At 68.6% G+C, this 15,982-nt stretch carries 16 protein-coding genes and 1 tRNA gene; 10 read left to right on the forward strand and 7 right to left on the reverse strand.

What is annotated here, in order from left to right; all coding sequences use genetic code 11:
• The first annotated feature begins 231 nt into the window (after positions 1 to 231).
• From E3O62_RS14675 to E3O62_RS14685, 3 genes are all read left to right on the forward strand, one after another.
• Positions 232 to 1,032 (forward strand): HAD-IIB family hydrolase, encoded by an 801-nt coding sequence (locus E3O62_RS14675; protein ID WP_134398988.1) that lies wholly within the window; start codon positions 232 to 234, stop codon positions 1,030 to 1,032.
• A gap of 106 nt (positions 1,033 to 1,138) precedes the next feature.
• A complete protein-coding gene (locus E3O62_RS14680) occupies positions 1,139 to 2,269 on the forward strand; it encodes an LCP family protein (RefSeq protein WP_134398989.1) in 1,131 nt (376 codons plus the stop codon).
• Between the two features lie 51 nt (positions 2,270 to 2,320).
• The gene (locus tag E3O62_RS14685) at positions 2,321 to 2,605 is read left to right on the forward strand and encodes a hypothetical protein (protein WP_134398990.1); all 285 of its coding nucleotides are present in this window, start codon (positions 2,321 to 2,323) and stop codon (positions 2,603 to 2,605) included.
• Positions 2,606 to 3,028: 423 nt separating this feature from the next.
• On the opposite strand, the gene E3O62_RS14690 is transcribed toward E3O62_RS14685, so the two are convergent.
• The 5 genes from E3O62_RS14690 to E3O62_RS14710 form a co-directional block, all read right to left on the reverse strand.
• Entirely contained in the window at positions 3,029 to 3,514 is a 486-nt protein-coding gene (locus E3O62_RS14690; RefSeq protein ID WP_134398991.1) for a VanZ family protein, read from the reverse strand.
• 221 nt (positions 3,515 to 3,735) lie between these two features.
• Positions 3,736 to 5,205 (reverse strand): DHA2 family efflux MFS transporter permease subunit, encoded by a 1,470-nt coding sequence (locus tag E3O62_RS14695; RefSeq protein ID WP_134398992.1) that lies wholly within the window; start codon positions 5,203 to 5,205, stop codon positions 3,736 to 3,738.
• Positions 5,206 to 5,317: 112 nt separating this feature from the next.
• A tRNA-Pro gene (locus tag E3O62_RS14700) sits at positions 5,318 to 5,391 on the reverse strand.
• Between the two features lie 80 nt (positions 5,392 to 5,471).
• Entirely contained in the window at positions 5,472 to 6,455 is a 984-nt protein-coding gene (locus E3O62_RS14705) for a metallophosphoesterase (RefSeq protein WP_134398993.1), read from the reverse strand.
• The gene (locus E3O62_RS14710) at positions 6,452 to 9,034 is read right to left on the reverse strand and encodes a transglycosylase domain-containing protein (RefSeq protein WP_134398994.1); all 2,583 of its coding nucleotides are present in this window, start codon (positions 9,032 to 9,034) and stop codon (positions 6,452 to 6,454) included. The genes E3O62_RS14705 and E3O62_RS14710 overlap by 4 nt, the downstream gene beginning before the upstream one ends.
• A 50-nt stretch (positions 9,035 to 9,084) precedes the next feature.
• Between E3O62_RS14710 and E3O62_RS14715 the strand changes: the two genes are divergently transcribed.
• A complete protein-coding gene (locus tag E3O62_RS14715; RefSeq protein WP_134342594.1) occupies positions 9,085 to 9,249 on the forward strand; it encodes a DUF4177 domain-containing protein in 165 nt (54 codons plus the stop codon).
• Positions 9,250 to 9,273: 24 nt separating this feature from the next.
• On the forward strand, positions 9,274 to 9,723 hold the full coding sequence (locus tag E3O62_RS14720) for a RidA family protein (RefSeq protein ID WP_134399002.1): 450 nt from the start codon (positions 9,274 to 9,276) through the stop codon (positions 9,721 to 9,723).
• Positions 9,724 to 9,826: 103 nt separating this feature from the next.
• Here the strand turns inward: E3O62_RS14720 and acs are convergent, their stop codons facing one another.
• On the reverse strand, positions 9,827 to 11,782 hold the full coding sequence (gene acs / locus E3O62_RS14725) for an acetate--CoA ligase (RefSeq protein WP_104170784.1): 1,956 nt from the start codon (positions 11,780 to 11,782) through the stop codon (positions 9,827 to 9,829).
• Positions 11,783 to 12,220: 438 nt separating this feature from the next.
• On the opposite strand from acs, the gene E3O62_RS14730 reads away from it, so the two are divergent.
• From E3O62_RS14730 to E3O62_RS14750, 5 genes are all read left to right on the forward strand, one after another.
• Positions 12,221 to 13,414, forward strand: coding sequence for a TadA family conjugal transfer-associated ATPase (locus E3O62_RS14730; protein WP_134398995.1), 1,194 nt, complete (start codon positions 12,221 to 12,223; stop codon positions 13,412 to 13,414).
• On the forward strand, positions 13,411 to 14,415 hold the full coding sequence (locus tag E3O62_RS14735) for a type II secretion system F family protein (RefSeq protein WP_134398996.1): 1,005 nt from the start codon (positions 13,411 to 13,413) through the stop codon (positions 14,413 to 14,415). The genes E3O62_RS14730 and E3O62_RS14735 overlap by 4 nt, the downstream gene beginning before the upstream one ends.
• 112 nt (positions 14,416 to 14,527) lie before the next feature.
• A complete protein-coding gene (locus E3O62_RS17615; RefSeq protein ID WP_134395653.1) occupies positions 14,528 to 14,791 on the forward strand; it encodes a DUF4244 domain-containing protein in 264 nt (87 codons plus the stop codon).
• Positions 14,772 to 15,218 (forward strand): TadE family protein, encoded by a 447-nt coding sequence (locus E3O62_RS14745; RefSeq protein WP_134398997.1) that lies wholly within the window; start codon positions 14,772 to 14,774, stop codon positions 15,216 to 15,218. The genes E3O62_RS17615 and E3O62_RS14745 overlap by 20 nt, the downstream gene beginning before the upstream one ends.
• 59 nt (positions 15,219 to 15,277) lie before the next feature.
• Complete coding sequence (locus E3O62_RS14750) at positions 15,278 to 15,661, forward strand: Rv3654c family TadE-like protein (protein ID WP_241973528.1); 384 nt, start codon at positions 15,278 to 15,280, stop codon at positions 15,659 to 15,661.
• Between the two features lie 34 nt (positions 15,662 to 15,695).
• Here E3O62_RS14750 and E3O62_RS14755 read toward each other — a convergent pair whose 3' ends face one another.
• Complete coding sequence (locus tag E3O62_RS14755; RefSeq protein ID WP_134395651.1) at positions 15,696 to 15,935, reverse strand: hypothetical protein; 240 nt, start codon at positions 15,933 to 15,935, stop codon at positions 15,696 to 15,698.
• Between the last annotated feature and the right edge of the window lie 47 nt (positions 15,936 to 15,982).

The following is a 15,982-nucleotide window of genomic DNA, read 5'->3' on the forward strand; positions in this document are numbered from 1 at the left end:
CGCGCACCACGCCCGCCCCCACGCCAGCCCCGTCCGCCCGCCCCGCGCGCCAGCCCCGTCCGCCCCACGCCCTCCGCTGCGGCATCCGTTGCCCCGAAACCTGCCGCACACTCCGCCCCTGCTCGCCGCCGAGCCCCCGCTGTACACTTTTCGAGGGCGTCGCGCATGGGTGACGTCAAGCTCCGGGCCACGACTACGGCCCCGAGTCGACACAAAGGAAACACACCCCACATGACGACACTTCCCCGCCTGGTTGCCTTCGATCTCGATGACACGCTCGCCGCATCCAAGTCGCCGCTGGACCCGCGCATGGCGGAACTCATGGTCAGCCTGCTCGGCGTCGTCGACGTATGCGTCATCTCCGGCGGGCAGATCGCCCAGTTCCACATGCAGTTGATCGACAACCTCGACACCGTGAATGAAGACATCCTCTCGCGCCTGCACCTGATGCCCACCTGCGGCACGCAGTACTACCGGCACGCCGACGGCGCCTGGAACCAGATCTACGCCGAATACCTGACCGACGCCGAGAAGACGGATGCCCTCCGCGCCGTCGAGATCTCCGCGCGTTCGCTGGGCTACTGGGAGAGCGACACCTGGGGCCCGATCCTCGAGGACCGCGGCTCGCAGATCACCTTCTCCGCTCTCGGCCAGGCCGCCCCGGTCGCCGCGAAAGCCGCGTGGGACCCCACCGGCGAGAAGAAAAACACCCTGCGCGAAGCCGTGCAGGGGCTACTGCCCGACCTCGAGGTGCGCTCCGGCGGCTCCACCTCGGTGGACATCACACGTCGCGGCATCGACAAGGCCTACGGCATGCTCAAGCTCGCCGCCCTCACCGGCGTTCCCCTCGACGACATGCTGTTCGTCGGCGACCGCCTCGACGAAAACGGCAACGACTACCCGGTCAAGGTTCTCGGCGTGGAATGCGTCGCCGTGGAGGGTTGGGAAGACACGGCCGCGTTCCTTGAGACGCTGATTCCTCAGCTCGAGGCCGCCGCCGCCGCCTCCTCGGCCGCCGAAGCTTCCGCCTGACGGATGCTGCTCACCGGACCCCGCGATGAACTCCCATATCCGGTGAGGATAGGCCGGGCTATGTTGTCGACACCGTTCTCCCGAGCGGCCACAGGAGGCAACCCGAATGCCAAGCGGAGCCAGCGAACTGCGCCACAAAACCCCCGATCCGGTGCTCGAAGCGCTGCGTAAACGTCACCCCTGGCGCATCGCCATGGGTGTGGTCGCCACGGTTGTGCTGGTCACGATTGCCGCGGGAGGCATTTACGCATATACCCTCACCCGGGCCTTCGATAGCGGCACCGAAAAGATCTCGAACGCTTTTCCCTCCGAGACCGTCCGCCCGGCGGCCGGGCAGTCCGCGACGACGGAACCGGGCGCCACGGCAACGGATGCCCCCGCCCCCGTCGACCCGTCTGCGGCCCTGGACGCGGTTCCCGCCGGGCAGGCGCAGAACATCCTCCTATTGGGATCGGACACCCGCGGCGCCACCGGGAAGGACCTCGCCGACATCCGTGGCGAGCGTTCGGACACCATGATGGTGGTGCACGTGCCGGCCGATCGCAAGAACCTCTTCGTCATGTCGATCCTGCGCGACAGCTGGGTCGAGGTGCCTGGGCACGGGCCGGCGAAGATCAAGGCCGCGCTCTCCTGGGGAGGGGTGCCGCTGGCCGTGCAAACCGTGGAAAACCTGCTCGGCACCCGCATCGATCACGTGGCCGTGGTCGACTTCTCCGGGTTCGAACAGGTGACGGATGCCCTCGGCGGCGTCAACGTCGACAACCCGATCGGTTTCGACTCGTACCACCTCAAGGGGCACTTCTTCGGCAAGGGGTTGCAGCACCTGACCGGCTCGGAGGCCATCGCCTTCGCGCGAGAACGGTATGCCTTCCAGGACGGCGACTTCCAGCGGGTGTGCAACCAGCAGCTCATCATCAAGAGTCTGCTTTCCGCCGCGATGCACAGGTCCGTGCTCGCCGATCCGGTAAAGACGTCGGGTTTGTTGGAGACGGTCACGCCCTATCTCGCCATGGACGACGGCTTCAACTCCGCCTACCTGACGTCGCTGGCCTGGGAGCTGCGCGAACTGCGGCAGCCGCAGGTCACGTTCTTCACGATGCCGACCGACGGAACGGGAACATCGGGCGACGGCCAGTCGATCGTGAACGTGGACTGGGAGGGTCTCGACGCCGTGCGCGAGGGCTTCCAGACCGACACCTTGAGTGCCTACCGGCCGGAGCTGCAGACAATCGGGTAGCGGTGCGCCCGGCTCCGGCTCGCCTCCGGCGGCCTGCGGGCCTGGCGACAGGTGGCTTGCAGGGAGACGGATGCCGCGCGCGGCTGTGCGGCCCACGCCGCCGCCGTCCTCGCCCGAGCGGATGCCGCGCGTGGCGACCCGCTTGCCGCCGCACTGGCGGGCCTGTCCGGCATCGAGGTTGCGCCCCAGGACGTCGCGGTGGCGGTGCAGCATGCGGTTGCGCTGTACGTGTCCGGCGACATTTCCGGTTGCGACGTCGCGGTGCAGCACGCACTCGCGCTGTACCCCTCCGAGCCGACCGCCCTGCGTCTGCGCGACATCCTCTTCTCCCAGTAGGCCCGCCCCTGCTCGTCCCGCCCCACTCGGGTCGGGCTGGCAGCTGCGGCTAACTCAGGAGAAACCCGGCCGAGATCATCCGTCGCCGCGGGTTTCCGGGGGCTGTGCCGGGCATCCAGCCCAGGTCTCCTGAGTTAGCCACCGGTGAGGCCGGTGGCCGGTGCCTCAGCTGGTATAACTCCTGCAATTCGCGGCCGGAGGGTCACGCCTGGCCGGGCCGGGCACATCCGTCAGAATCTGCGGGTGTTATGCACGCCGGCGGGGGCTAACTCAGGAAAACCGGTCCGGCTGCGGCTTGCGCCCCCGGAATTACACAACGGATACCGAGGCCCATCCCGGATCTCCTGAGTTAGCCACAGAAAGAGCCAGTGCGAGTGCCGACGGGCACCCCGGCGCACACCCGCACCAGCACTGCAGTCCCCGTCAGCGCCCGCGGCCGCCGCGCAACAGAACCAGCCCGAGCACCGTGCCGACCGCGGCCCCGATCGTGTTCGCGACCACATCGGCGAGGGTGGCGAAGCGGTCCGGCAGGAAGATCAGCTGCCCGAGTTCGATGGCGCAGCTCGCCGCGAATCCGACCAGCACGGCCAGCCCCCACCGTCGTGCGCCGGCCACGAGCACGACGAACAGGCCGACCGGCACGAACAGGGCGATGTTGGCGATGAACTCGACCAGGCCGTAGCGCACCCAGCCGGGCGCGCCGTGTTCCTGCAGCCAATCGATAAGGGCCAGCAGTGAGTCGTACGCCGCCCGGTCGACCGGCACCGGCCAGAACGCGATGAAGGCCAGCGCGACCAGATAGGTGAGCATGAGCCAGGGCGCCCACCGGCGCAGCCGGGTGTGCGCGGCTCCGCCCGCCGCGGCGGGGCCCGGCGGTGTCGGCGGGGGAGTGCGACTCGCGTCGGTCATGTCTCGCCTCCCGGTACGTCACGGTCGGCAAACCGACGGCGCCGGGACCTGACCGCAACACTGTCGATCTATCCACCGTAGACGCGTCCGCGCACGGGACCTCGCAAATACGCTCTGAGCCGAAGGATGCCCACCGCCGACCGTTTCCATTCCGGTCGAGAGTGACCGGTAATGCGGGCGCTCTCGACCGGAACGGGCACCCTCACGACGGGAACCGAGCCCTACCGCTCGGCCGACACCCGCTTCGGCAGAACGAACACGAGCAGCAGCGCCAGCACGCTGAACGCGGCGCTCACGCCCATGGCCGCGGTGGCGCTGTCGGTGAAGCCGGCGGCGACGGCCTCCGCGCCGGGGCCGGCCACGACCAGGGTGCCGAAGAAGACGCTGCCGATCACGGCGATGCCCACGGCGCTGCCGATCCGCTGCATGACGCCGACCACGCCGCTGGCCGCACCGGCCTCGGAGCGGTCCACGGTCGCCACGATGAACTGGGCGTTCGGCGCGATGAAGAACCCGCTGCCGAGGCCCGCGATCAGCAGCGGCGGCAGCAGCTCCCAGTTGGTGATCTCGGGGCCGATCAGGAGCAGGGCGAGCCAGATCCAGATCAGACCGACGGTGACCAGGGATACGCCGATCACCAGAACGGTGCGGCCGAGCCGCTGCGCCAGCCGGTTGCTCTGCGAGGCCCCGATGATGGTTCCGATCGCGAACGGGATCGACACCAGCCCCGACTCGAGGGCGGTGTGCCCGAGCCCAGCCTGCCAGAGAATCGAAATGGTGAAGAAGATGCTGGTGAACGCCGCGAAATAGACCAGGGCGAGCACAATGCCGCCGGTGAACGCCGGATGCCGGAACAGCTTCGGCGGCACCAGCGGGCTCTTGCCCCACCGGGTGTAGGCGACCTCCCAGAAGCCGAACGCCACGATCAAAAGCGCGCCCGCGGCGAGGGTCAGGTAGGTCCAGAGCGGCCAGCCCCGGTCCTCACCCTCGATCAGTGGAACGAGCAGCGCCACGAGTCCGGTGGAGATCAGCACCAGGCCCACCCAGTCGATGCCGCCGCTCGGGGTGCCCGGAGCGCGTTCGGAGCCGGCCGGGAGCAGGATCGCCGCCGCGACGAGGGCGACGATGCCGATCGGTAGGTTGACCCAGAAGACCAGGCGCCATCCGTTCTCGTCACCGAAGGCCTCGATGATCAGGCCGCCGACGATCGGGCCGAGCGCCGTGGACACGCCGATCACCGTGCCCATGATCGCGAAGGCCTTGCCGCGGGTGATGGGCGGGAACAGAAGCTGGATCACAGCGGTCACGGCCGGCACGAACATGCCGCCGGCAAGCCCCTGCACGACCCGGGCGATGATCAGCTGCAGATCGTTCTGCGCGAGCCCGCAAGCCAGGCTGGCCAGGGTGAACAGCAGCAGACCGGTGAAGAAGACCCACTTGTGGCCGATGCGGTCGCCGAGCCGCCCGGCCGGGATCAGCGCGATCCCGAAGGCGAGCGCGTAGCCGGAGATGATCCAGGAGAGGGTGGCCTCCGAGGCATCCAGGCTGGTACGGATGGTCGGAAGCGCCACATTCACGATCGTGGTGTCGAGCAGCGCCATGAACATGCCGGCCAGCAGCACGATCAGGGCCTGCCAGGCATGCCGTGGGATAGCGACAGGTGCGGGGAGACCCGGGCTGGAATCGGTCATGACATGATCCTCTCGCGCTTCTGGCCGCGCCGGCCCGGCCGCACCAAACACCAACTACCAAACACCAACTACAAAAACCCCCACTCCGAAGAGTGAGGGTTTTGCATATCTGTCGGGGTAACAGGATTTGAACCTGCGACCTCGTCGTCCCGAACGACGCGCGCTACCAAGCTGCGCCATACCCCGATGGCCCGTAAGCCTTGACAAGTATAACCCCCCGGATGCCCTACCACGACCATCCGGCGCCGAGCCTGCCGAGACCCCCGCTACGCCGCCGTCAGCGTGAGCAGGGTCGCCTCCGGCGCGCAGGCAAACCGCACCGGCGCGTAGATCGACGTGCCGAGCCCCGCGGACACGTTCAGGTACGACGTGTGCAGTCCGGAGTCCCAGAGGCTGAGGCCCTTGACCTGCTTGCGCGGGATGTCGCAGTTGGTGACGAGGGCGCCGTACCGGGGAACGCACACCTGCCCGCCGTGCGTGTGCCCGGCCAGGATCAGCTGGGCGCCATGGTTGACGAACGAGTTGAGCACCCGCTGGTAGGGCGCGTGGGCGACGCCCACCGTGAGCGTCGACCGCGGCGGGGTCGCCTCCTCGGGGTCGGGCCAGTGCTCCTCCGACAACGGGTCGTTCGCGCGCAGGTCGTCGATCGCCCGCGTGATCAGGTCGAGGCGGTCGAGCCCGATGTGCGGGTCGTCCACCCCGAACAGCTCCAGATGGGTGCCGTTGATGTCGAGCGCGGCCGCAGCGTTGTCGAGGTCGACCCAACCGAGGTCGCCGAACACCCGGTGCAGGTGAGCGATGTCGAGCTTCTCGTGTAAGGCCGAGCGAAGCGTCGACGGGGCACGGAAATACCGCATCGGGTTCTTCAACTGCGGTCCGTAGTAGTCGTTCGACCCGTTGACGAAGATGCCCGGAATGCCGCGGAACGGTTCGAGGGCATACTCGATCCCGGAAATGCCGTCGGCGTGACCGAGGTTGTCGCCCGTGTTCACGACCAGGTCCGGCTCGAGGTCGGCCAAGCCGCGCACCCAGTCCTGTTTATCCCGCTGCCACGGTGCCATGTGCAGGTCGGAGAGGTGGAGCACCTTGATCGGGGCGGATCCCGGCGCGAGGACCGGAACGAGAACCTCGCGGAGGGTGAACATGCGGCGCTCCACGAGAGAGCCCCAGGCGAACGCGGCGACTCCGGCCGCGGCTACCACCCCGGCGCTGACGGCCAGTGAGGTGCCTGCGGAGTTGGCGCGGGTCATCCGTTGCCCCCGCCGTTTGCGTCGGGTTTCGCGTCGGGTTTCGCGCCGGCGGCAAGCTTGCCGACCACGATCGTGACGGCGCTGCCCGCAGCGGCGCCGGAGCCGGCGGTCGGTGTCATGGAGAGCACCGTGCCGACCTGCTTCGGGTCGGTGACGTCCTGCTCCTGCTTGACGATGCCGAAGCCCGCCAGGGTGGAGGTGGCTTCGGCCTCGGTCTTGCCCACGACATCGGGCACGATCTTGAGCGCGCCGTTGCTGGAGTAGACGGTCACGGTCGATCCGCGGCTGGCGCTGCTGCCGCCGGCCGGGTCGGTGCGGGCCACGGTGCCGGCGGGCATCTCGGAGTCGGTCACACCGCCGTCGACCACGTCGAAGCCGGCCGAGGTCAGGGTGGAGGTGGCTTCGCTCATCGACTTGCCGCGCAGGTCGGGAACCGGAATCTGAACGGCCTGCAGCACCTTGTTGGATGCCTCGGCGAAGGCGTCTCCGCCGTACTTCGCGTTCGCGACGCTCATCACCTCCGGCCACATGCGGTGACGGGCGGTGGCGGCCGTGCCGCCCTCCCAGTCGTCCACGAGACGCTGGTTGATGTCGCCGGTGACGCTGACGACGCCGATCACCGTGGCGACCTTGCTGCTCGCGCCGCTCATCCAGGTGTCCTTGTTGCCGTCGGTGGTTCCGGTCTTGCCGATCATCGGCACCTTCGGGGAGGTCGCGGAATTCGACGCGCGTCCCGAGCCTTCGGTCATCACCTTTTGCATGGCATACGTCATGCCGGCGTCGACCTCAGGGGTGACCGCCTGGGTGCATTTGGTCTGCGGCGGGGTCATGTCGGTGCCGTCCCCGCCGACGATCCGGTCGATCACGATCGGGCTGCAGCTGAGGCCGTTGTTGGCGATGCCGGCGAAGGCGATGGCCATGCTGAGCGGCGCGACCTCGTTCGTGCCGAGCACGGCCGAGGGACCTTGTTCGAGAGGCTTCAGGTCGGCGCGGCCCACTCCGAAGGAGTTGGCCATCGTGGCGATGCCGCACTGGTCCAGCTTCTTCGCCATGCCGATGAAGCCGGTGTTGATGGAGTCGATCGTCGACTGCAGCGCGCTGTAGTTGGTGCCGGGCTCGTTCGCGTCGTTCTTGGGGTTGAAGACATAGCTCTGGTTGCCTTCACAGCTGTTCTTGAACACGCCCCAGTCGCTCTTGCGGCGGGAGTCGACGCGCTCGTTGAGCGTGTGCCCCTGGGTCAGCCACTCGGCGAGGGTGAAGACCTTGTAGGTCGAGCCGGGCTGGAACCCGAGCGAGCCGCCCTCGTTGTAGTTGGTGTTGTAGTTGATGCCCGTGTAGTCATTGTTGTTCTCGGTCACGGCCGGGTCCTGGCTGTAATCCTTGTTCTGGGTCATGGCCAACACTCGGCCGGTGCCCACCTCGACGCTGGTGATCACACCGCCCACGTCCCAGTCCCCGTACTGCTTCGGCACGTGCTTCTTCATGGTGGTCTCGGCGGCGTTCTGCAGGTCGAGGTCGAGCGTGGTGTAGATCTCGTAGCCGCCACGACGGAAGTTGGCCATGCGGGTGTCTTCGTCTTCACCGAAGGAGGGGTCATTCTGCAGGGTGTTGACGACCAGGTCGCAGAAGTAGGCGCTGCCGCCCGCTGTCGCACACCCGGTGCTGGGTTCCGTGATGGTCGGCTCGATCACGGTGGCCAGGGCGGCGTCGTGGTCTTCCTGGGTGATCTTCTGATACTTGAGCATCTCGCCCAGGATGTAGTCGCGGCGTTCCTTGTTGGCGGCATACCCGTTGGCGACGCCGTTGGTTTCGCTGTCCGGGTTGTCGAGCTGGAACTTGACCGGGTTGTTCACGATCGCCACCAGGCTCGCCGCCTGCGCCAGTGACAGGCCCGCGGCGCTGGTGTTGTAGTAGTAGTTGGCGGCCGATTCGATGCCGTAGACCGTGCCGCCGAAACCGGTGATGTTCAGGTACTGGCGAAGGATGTCGTCTTTCGCGTACTGCTTCTCCACGCCGATGGCGAGGCGCATCTCCTTGAGCTTGCGGTCGGGGGTGGTCTCCGTGGCCGTGTCGTAGCAGCTCATGCGCTTCTTTTCGTCGGCCAGAGCCTCGCATTTCTGCACCTGCACGTTTTTCACGTACTGCTGGGTGATCGAGGAGCCACCGCGCGCGGTGCCGGTGGCCACGGTGCTCACGACGCCCTTGACGGTGCCCTCGAGGTCGATGCCGCCATGCTCATAGAAGCGCGGGTCCTCGCCCGCGATCACGGCATCCTTCACGAACGGGCTGATCGCGTCCCACTCGACTTCCACCCGGTTCTGATCGTAGAACGAGGCCAGAAGCAGGGGGCTGCCGTCGGCGTTGGTCGCGTAGATGTTGCTCTTCTGTGCCAGCTGGTCGATCGCGAGGTAGTCGGGGAGGCTCTCGAACATGTTGATCGTGTTCGTGGCTGTCATGCCGGAGAGGGCCAGAGCGGGGGTGACAGCGGCGGCGACGAGGACGCCGGCCACGGCGCTCATCCCGACGAAACCGAGGAACCCGCCGAGCGCTCCACTAACCGTACGATTTTTGGCAGACATACTATTGAGACTAAGTGCTAAATCTGAAAAATCGCCTGAATCGGAGCCTTATGCCTGCCTGGGAGTACCTTACGACGCCGCTGATGATTCACAACACAGCTGCTATTTTGAACAATTGGGGCTCGGAGGGCTGGGAGCTCGTGCAGGTCGTTCCCGGACCCGAGGGTGGGCTTGTCGCCTACCTCAAGCGCCCCGTCGCCACCGAAGGAGCCTGAGGCGTGGCGCAGATCGCTGCCCGAATGGCCGAGCTCGGCATCGAGCTGCCGAGCGTCGTGCCGCCCGTGGCCAGCTATGTGCCGGCCGTGGTCTCCGGCTCGCTGGTGTTCACCAGCGGTCAGCTGCCGATGATCTCGGGGGCGCTGCCGGCCACCGGCAAGGTCGGCGACGGCCACGGACTCGTGCCGGCCGCCGACGCCCATGACTACGCCCGGCAGTGCGCGCTCAACGCGCTTGCCGCCATCCAGGCCGCGATCGGATCGCTGGACCGAGTGACGCAGGTCGTCAAGGTCACCGGGTTCGTCGCATCCGACCCGTCGTTCACCGGCCAGCCCGGTGTCGTCAACGGTGCCTCCCAGGTTCTCGGCGAGATCTTCGGCGACCGGGGCGTGCATGCCCGCTCGGCCGTCGGCGTCGCCGTGCTGCCGCTGGATTCCCCGGTCGAGCTGGAGCTCATCGTCTCCTTCGCCTGAGCCCCAGAAAGCGGGCAGGCCCACTGGGCCTGCCCGCTTTCGTGTGTCTACTCGGGTGCGTGTCTGCTCGGGTGCGTGCCCGAGCGAATTGGTTAGACGCCGGTTACTTCAGGGTGGACATGATCGCCGTCATCACCGAGGTGTCAGCGAGGGTGGTGGTGTCGCCGACCTCGCGGCCCTCCGCGACATCCTGCAGCAGACGCCGGATGATCTTGCCCGAGCGCGTCTTCGGCAGCTCGCTCACGATGAAGATCTGACGGGGTCTCGCGATGGCACCGATCTGCTGGGACACGTGCGCCCGCAGCACGGCCTGGATGTCCGCGTGCGAGGACTCCTCCAGGTGGCTGTACTTGATGATGACGAACGCCACCACCGCCTGGCCGGTCGTGTCGTCGTGCGCGCCGACCACGGCCGCCTCGGCGGTCATCGGGTGCGCCACCAGCGACGACTCGATCTCGGCCGTGGACAGGCGGTGCCCCGACACGTTCATCACGTCGTCGACCCGGCCGAGCAGCCAGATCTCCCCGTCCCGGTCGAGGCGGGCGCCGTCACCGGCGAAGTAGCGCGGGTTCTCCGAACCGAACTTCTCCCAGTACGTCTCCTTGAAGCGCTCCGGGTCACCCCAGATGCCGCGCAGCATCGACGGCCACGGTTCGGTCACCACGAGCAGGCCACCGTTGTCGCGGCCCACGTGGTTTCCCTCGTCGTCGAGCACGTCGATCACGACGCCGGGGATCGGGCTCTGCGCCGATCCGGGCTTGGTCGTCGTCACACCGGGCAGGGCGGAAATCATGATCGCGCCGGTCTCGGTCTGCCACCAGGTGTCGACCACCGGCGCGACATTGCCGCCGATGACCTCGCGGTACCACATCCACGCCTCCGGGTTGATGGGCTCGCCCACCGAACCGAGCAGGCGCAGGCTGGTCAGGTCGAAGCCCTGCGGGATCTGGCGACCCAGCTTCATGAAGGTACGGATGGCCGTGGGCGCCGTGTACAGGATGCTCACCTTGTACTTCTCAACGATTTCCCACCACCGGCCGGGGTGCGGGGTGTCCGGGGTGCCCTCGAAGAGCACCTGGGTGGCGCCGTTGGCGAGCGGGCCGTAGACCACGTAGCTGTGGCCGGTGATCCAGCCAACGTCGGCGGTGCACCAGTAGACATCCGTCTCGGGGTGCAGGTCGAACACGTTCTTGTGGGTGAAGGCCACCTGCGTGAGGTAACCACCGGTGGTGTGCAGGATGCCCTTGGGCTTGCCGGTGGTTCCGGACGTGTAGAGGATGAACAGCGGGTTCTCGGCCGGGAAGCCCAGCGCCTCATGCTCTCCCGCGACCGAGGCGAGCTCGTCGTGCCACCACAGGTCGCGGTCGAACCACTCCACGAAGCCGTCGGTGCGCTTGACCACGAGCACGTTGCGCACGGTGGTCTCGCCGCCCTCCAGGGCTGCGTCGACGGCCGGCTTGAGAGCGGACGCCTTGCCCTTGCGGTAACCACCGTCGGCGGTGATCACGAGCACGGCGCTGGCGTCATCGATGCGCGAACGGAGGCTTTCGGCGCTGAAACCACCGAAGATGACCGAGTGCACGGCGCCGATGCGGGCCACGGCGAGCATCGAGATGACGGCCTCCGGGATCATCGGCAGGTAGATCGCGACGCGGTCCCCGGCATTCACGCCGAGTTTTGTCAGCACATTCGCAGCACGCTTCACTTCGGCAGTGAGCTCGGCATATGTGATGTCGCGGGAGTCTCCCGGCTCACCCTCGAAGTGCAGCGCCACCCGGTCGCCGTTGCCGGCCAGCACGTGCCGGTCGAGGCAGTTCCAGGCCACGTTCAATTCGCCGTCTTCGAACCATTTGGCGAACGGTGGATTGGTCCAGTCCAGGGTTTTTGTGAACGGCTTATGCCAGTGCAGAAGCTCGCGGGCCTGATCAGCCCAGAATTTCAAACGGTCGTCCGCTGCGTCCTGATAGATCTGCGGCTTCGCGATGGATTGTGCGGCAAATTCCGGTGTCGGCGGGAATCTGCGGGATTCATGGAGAAGGTTATCGATCTTGACGCTCATACGTATGTCGCTCCTTTGCGATGCGCTGCGTGTATCGGGCGCGTTAATCAAGCCCCTCCTGAACCCTACACGGCGACATGTGTCGCCCAGGTTGCGCAGAATGGCGGCGAGTTCCCACCCCCAATTGTGGTCTCATCAGGCGCCCGGGTTCTGTGTCCTCATTTATGAGGACACAGGGGACTTGCGCATCTGTAATTCCCCTTGTACATTGATTCTCGTCCGAACGAAAGTTTTGACCTGCGGTGTGTCTGGTTCCCCCCAATCAGCGCACTGCCGAGGCGGCACCTGTTCCCCCCAATAGGTGCCGCCCCCCTTTTTTTAACCGGTGGTTTTTCGCGGTGGTGCGTCCCGGTCCTCCCCAGTCGCCGGTCGGCTCGGGTTCTCCTCGATCCGGCGCAGGGGCCGGCGGCGCTCCCACCGCCGATCTAACGTCGGGGCATGCCCGAGCCGTTCGTCGCCGTCCCGTCGTATCGCAGGGCCGTGCCTGCCCGCCCTTCCGTCGACGCTCCCGACCGCCGCACGGATGCCTCGCCGCCCGGTGTGCCCAGCCCCGGTGTGCCCAACCCCGGTGTGCTCCCGGCGATCCGGCCCCTCGACGTATCCGTGCTCGGCCCGCTCGCCGAGTTCGCCGCCGACGGCGAGGTCACCGATCTGTTCGTCAACGGCGTCGCCGGGCTGTGGGTGGATGCCGGCCACGGGCTGCTGCACGACCCGCAGTGGAGCAGCCCGGAACCGGCTGTGCGGGAACTGGCGGTGCGCCTGATCGCACTCGGTGGGCGTCACATCGACGAGGCCAGCCCCTGCGTCGATGTGCGGCTGTCCGACGGCATCCGGGTGCATGCGGTGCTGCCGCCGGCGTCGAGCACGGGCACGCTGCTGTCCATCCGGTTGCCTCGCGCCGAGCGGCTGAGCCTGGCCGCGCTCGCCGCCGAGGGTCTGTTCGGGGTGGGGGAGGCATCCGTCGCCGTCGCCGACCGGCTGCGCGCGGCCGTGCACCGGCGCGAGAACCTGCTCATCACGGGAGCCGCCGGCAGCGGCAAGACCACCCTGCTCGCGGCGCTGCTGGGCGAGGCACCGCCTGGGGAGCGCATCGTGGCCATCGAGGACGTCGCCGAACTGCGCATCGACCACCCGCATGTCGTGGCGCTCGAAGCTCGGCAGCCGAACCTCGAGGGGGCCGGCCGGATCGGCCTGGAAAGTCTCCTGCGCGAGGCGTTACGGATGCGCCCCGACCGGCTGGTGCTCGGCGAATGCCGCGGTGCCGAGATCCGGGAGCTGCTGGCCGCGCTCAACACCGGCCACGACGGCGGCGCCGGCACCCTGCACGCGAACTCCCTGCACGACGTTCCGGCCCGACTCGAGGCCCTCGGCGCTCTCGCCGGACTGAGTCCGGAAGCGGTGGCCCGGCAGGCGGTGAGCGCGATCGGGTTGGTGCTGCACCTCGAGCGCCGCGAGGGCCGCCGCCGGCTCGCCCCGCTCGGCCGGTTCGCGCTGGACGCCCGGGACCGCCTGCAGGTGATCGCCGCGTCCCCGGAGAACCGCTTGGCCCCGGGGGAGTCCGGCCCGCCCAGACCGGTCCGCACACACGGGCGGCGGGCCGCCGCGCCCGCCGACACTGGAGAGTCGGAATGAGAGTCGGCACGTGGCTCGGCGTGAGGCGACGGCACGGTCCGGCCAGCCCGGCCATCGAGGAGGTGGCGCAGGTGACCCAACGCATCGCGGTTCTCCTCGCCGCCGGCGTCTCCCCGGCATCCGCGTGGGCCTACCTCGAACCCGTCGCTTCGCACCCCGTCGGCGAACAGTCTCTGTCGCCGACACCGCCCTCATCGGGGGCGCAGATCATCCGGGCGGCGGCCGACGCCGGGCGCCGCGGCGACAACATCGCCGACGCCGTGGCCGCCGAGGCCCGCGCACTGGGCGGCCAGATCGGCACCGCCTGGCTGGGCCTCGCCGCGGCCTGGCAGGTGGCCACCCAGGCCGGAGCGCCGCTGGCCTCCTGCCTGCGGCAACTGGCGTCATCCTTCCGGGACCTCGGCCAGTTGCACGCCGACCTCGCCGTGGCGCTCGCCGGTCCGAGCGCCACGGCACGGATGGTCGCGTTACTGCCGGTCGTCGGTGTGCTGTTCGGCAGTCTTCTCGGCTTCAACACGCTGCAGACGCTGTTCCTCACCGCACCCGGTTGGGCCTGCCTCGCCGGCGGCGGCGCCCTCATGGTGGCGGCGGACCGCTGGAACCGGTGGTTCGTGAACTCCGCCCGGGCACGGGACCCGACCCCCGGGCTCGAACTGGACCTCACCGCCATTGCCATGACCGGCGGCGGCTCCGTCGACCGCGCCCGAGCCCTGGTCGACGCGGCGGCAGAGCGGTTCGCCCTGCACCGCACGGACTCGGCGGCCAGCATCGACCAGGTGCTCGCTCTGTCGGTGCGCGCCGGAGTTCCCGCCGCGGAGCTGTTGCGAAGCGAGGCCGACCAGCTGCGCCGGCAGGCCCGCAGCGACGGCCAGCACCGGGCCGCCACCCTCGCGGTCACGCTCATGATCCCGCTCGGGGTGTGCGTGCTGCCCGCATTCATGCTGATCGGAGTGCTGCCGCTGTTGATGACCGTCCTCTCGTCCACAGTGCTCGTTTTCTGAAGTTCTGCACCGAAGCGAGCGGCTGTCGGTGTTCCGCCCTCGCCCGCGCCAGTCTGAGACCACTCGTGCCGCCCACACACCGCGTCGCCCGACGCGAGAAGGAGACGAACGAATGCCCACCAACGAACCGACCACCGACCCCGGTCTCGGCCACGATTCTCTCCGCGGGGCGGCACCGGCACCCCGGCTTCCGCGCCCCGACCGGTTCCGGCTTACGCGCGGCCTGCACGCCGAGACGGGTGCAGCCACCGCCGAATACGCCGTCGCCACGATGGCGGCGGTCGGATTTGCCGGCCTGCTGATCGTCATCCTGCGCGGCGACGAGGTGCGTGGCATCCTGACCGATCTGGTGCGCAATGCGCTTTCCGTGGGGTAGCCGCCGGCCCGACGGGCACTCCGACGGGCACTACAACGACGCCCCGAGCGCCCGAAGCCGCCCGCGGCGCCGCCCCAGCCCCAGGGACCGCCCCCGCGACCGCGGCAGCGTCACCGCCGAGTTCGCGACGGTCGTCCCAGCCGTACTGCTCGTGCTCGCCTGCTGCCTGGGCGCCCTGCAGGTGATCGGCCAGCAGGTGCGCCTCACGGATGCCGCGGCCGACGCCGCCCGGTCCCTTTCCCGCGGCGACAGCGTCGACCGGGCCTCTGGGCTGGTGCAGCGGGCGGTGCGGGGTGCCTCGATGACCCCGGAGCGCCGGGGAGAGTTCGTCTGCGTAAACCTGCGCGCACCGAGCTCGTTCGGCGCTTTCGCGGCCTTCGGCCTTACGCTCCGGGCCGGGTCCTGCGCGCTCGGCGGTGGCCGGTGAGGCCCCGCCGGGGGAGGTCCCGGACGCTGACTTCCCGGGCTGTACGGCGGCGGCGGACCGTGACTCGCCGGGGTGTGCGGCGGCACTGGTCAGCACCCGAGCGCGGCTCGGGCACGGTGCTTGCTGTCGGGGTGCTGGGCGCGGTCATGCTCCTGACGGCGGTGCTGCTGCCGCTGTTCGCCGCGCTGGTGGTCGGCCAGGCGGTGCAGGGGGCAGCGGATGCCGCGGCGCTTGCCGCCGCCGACACCGCCTCGGGCGCCGTGGCCGGGGTTCCCTGCGCGGCGGCGGCCGAAGCCGCGAGGTTGAACGGGGCATCCGTCACCGTCTGCACGGTGGACGGGCTGATCGCATCGGTGACCGCGGTGCGCGGCTACCTCGGGTTCGAGCTGGGCGCGCAGGCACGGGCCGGGCCGCCCGATTCGCCCGTCGGCCCCGCCGGCTGACCTCGTCTCTGCCGGCGGGAGAGCGGCCGGCGGCTCAGTCGAAGAGGGCCTCGATGTAGCGATAGTCCACGGCGGTGGGTCGATCCGGGAATGTGCTGGAGTCGAATTCGAGGCCGGAGCCGCGCAAATAGAGGTAGCGCTTGCTGCCGTCGGCGGGGATCTCGATCCGCGGCCGGGGATCGCCGGATTCCAGGAACTGGGTGGTGACTGTCTTGCCTTGGAGGGGGCCGTCCGTGAGCTTCGCGGTGTACGTGCCCGTCGCTGAATTCGCCATGCTCCAATTGTCTCCGGCAGCGCAGGCCTGGCAACCCCCAATGGTCT

The sequence above is a fragment of the Cryobacterium sp. TMT2-15-1 genome (assembly GCF_004402345.1).
In the GTDB taxonomy this organism is placed as follows: Bacteria; Actinomycetota; Actinomycetes; order Actinomycetales; family Microbacteriaceae; genus Cryobacterium; species Cryobacterium sandaracinum.